At 69.1% G+C, this 1,724-nt stretch carries 3 protein-coding genes; 2 read left to right on the forward strand and 1 reads right to left on the reverse strand.

From position 1 onward, the window contains the following. Window positions 1-44 precede the first annotated feature (44 nt). Window positions 45-272, reverse strand: coding sequence for a hypothetical protein (locus AA75_RS37660; RefSeq protein WP_033824931.1), 228 nt, complete (start codon window positions 270-272; stop codon window positions 45-47). A gap of 508 nt (window positions 273-780) precedes the next feature. On the opposite strand from AA75_RS37660, the gene AA75_RS37665 reads away from it, so the two are divergent. Together AA75_RS37665 and AA75_RS37670 are read left to right on the forward strand one after the other, a co-directional pair. Continuing rightward, window positions 781-984 (forward strand): cold-shock protein, encoded by a 204-nt coding sequence (locus AA75_RS37665; protein WP_030918248.1) that lies wholly within the window; start codon window positions 781-783, stop codon window positions 982-984. A gap of 370 nt (window positions 985-1,354) precedes the next feature. Beyond that, window positions 1,355-1,724: DEAD/DEAH box helicase (locus AA75_RS37670; protein WP_033824932.1), on the forward strand; the 370-nt coding region annotated here is incomplete at its 3' end.

The following is a 1,724-nucleotide window of genomic DNA, read 5'->3' on the forward strand; positions in this document are numbered from 1 at the left end:
TGTGCGCTGCGGTGTCCCCGGCCGGGAGCCGCGTGCGTCCTGGGTCAGAGTTTGAACATCGCGGTGTAGGGCTGGGTGATGCGTTCCCGCCGCGATCCGAAGTCGACGAGTACCGCGATGTCGCTGTCGCCTTCGACCCCGACGGCCCGGCCGAGGCCGTACGTGTCGTGGGTGACGCGGTCGCCGACGGCGAAATGCTTGCGCGGCGCCTCGATCCGGGCCTTGAAGGGGCTGGTGGGCAGGACACGGCGAACTGCTACAGATTTCGTCATCCCCTGCAGTATGCGCCGAAAATCGCGGGAGCGGGCCTTTTCCGGCGTATTCGATTTCGCAGCTGCGGCAAGAATTTCGCGCACGCCGCCCGCAATGATCACCGGTCGCGCCGGGGGGTGCGGTGCGGGGCCGGCGTGGCAGGGCGGGCGCCTCAGGGCCCGCGCGACCCGCCCGTCCAGGTAAGCCGGGCAGCGGGCTCCGAAGGCGCTGCAGCTGGCGCCCAACCAGGCTGCCAATCAGCCGTGTTGACGGTCCTGCGGCCTCGTGGTCGGCGGCGCCCGGCGCGAGACACCGCAGAACCGGGGGCGGAATGTCCGCCCGTGATGGGCCCGGGCCTGCTAGAGTCTCCTTAGTTGCAGTAGTGGTTCCCATGAACTTTGTGTGCGCCTGCTGATGTTCCGCAGGCGCCTTTTTGTTTCCCGGCTCTTCCCCGGGTGGGTGCTCATCGCGGCGACTCGAAACGTGCGCTGTGCGGGTTTCGGACAGCCCCTTGAAGGAGATTTCTTTATGGCTAATGGCACTGTGAAGTGGTTCAACGCGGAAAAGGGCTTCGGCTTCATCGAGCAGGAGGGTGGCGGCCCGGACGTGTTCGCCCACTACTCGAACATCAACGCCAACGGCTTCCGTGAGCTGCTCGAAGGCCAGAAGGTCGAGTTCGACGTCACGCAGGGCCAGAAGGGCCCGCAGGCCGAGAACATTCGTCCGCTGTAGTTTCTGCCACGGCACCCGCCTGGTAGCGAGGGGCCCGCACCGCGTACATGATGCCCGGTGCGGGCCCCTCGGCATTGCGCCACACGCATTCCCCGGCCGTTTCCGGCCCCCTGCCCTGGCTCCGCCACCGGCGGCCATCCTCACGCGAGACGCACAGCGCCGCGTCCGGATCGGCGCCCTGCCGTGAGATCCCACGGTTCGAGGTTCCTCGCTCCCGCCCCGCGGTGAGTGCCGACCTGAGGTGACGTGCCGCACGGTTTCTCCGTCCACGCCCCGCTCCCCATACTTTCGGCCCGTTCTCTGGTGATCTCCTGCCGGCGCCCCGCGCTGCGGAGCCTCCTCGCGACGTGCCGTCCCAGGAAGGTTTCGCATGAACCGCTCCAGCCGCTCCCCGTACCAGAACACCAACTCCCGCTCCTCGGCCTCCGCCCGCTCCTACGGATCCCGCTCCGGCGGCAGCTCCTTCTACGGCGACCGGCCCGCCAGCGGCCGGAGCTCCCGTCAGGGCTCGTCCGCTCAGGGCGAGTTCGCGATGCCGGTGAGCACCACTCCGGCGCTGTCGGCCGTCGAGACGTTCGAGGAGCTGGACATGCCGAAGGCGCTGCTGTCGGTGCTGACCCGCCAGGGCGTCACCACGCCGTTCCCGATCCAGGCCGCCACGCTGCCGAACTCGCTGGCCGGCCGCGACGTCCTGGGACGGGGCCGCACCGGCTCGGGCAAGACCATCGCGTTCGGCCTCG

The sequence above is a fragment of the Kitasatospora sp. MBT63 genome (assembly GCF_000710465.2).
Classification (GTDB): domain Bacteria; phylum Actinomycetota; class Actinomycetes; order Streptomycetales; family Streptomycetaceae; genus Kitasatospora.

Bases quoted from the DNA above. Each gene is read 5' to 3' on its own strand.
- AA75_RS37660 (WP_033824931.1), bottom strand. From the start codon at position 272: ATGACGAAATCTGTAGCAGTTCGCCGTGTCCTGCCCACCAGCCCCTTC.
- AA75_RS37665 (WP_030918248.1), top strand. From the start codon at position 781: ATGGCTAATGGCACTGTGAAGTGGTTCAACGCGGAAAAGGGCTTCGGC.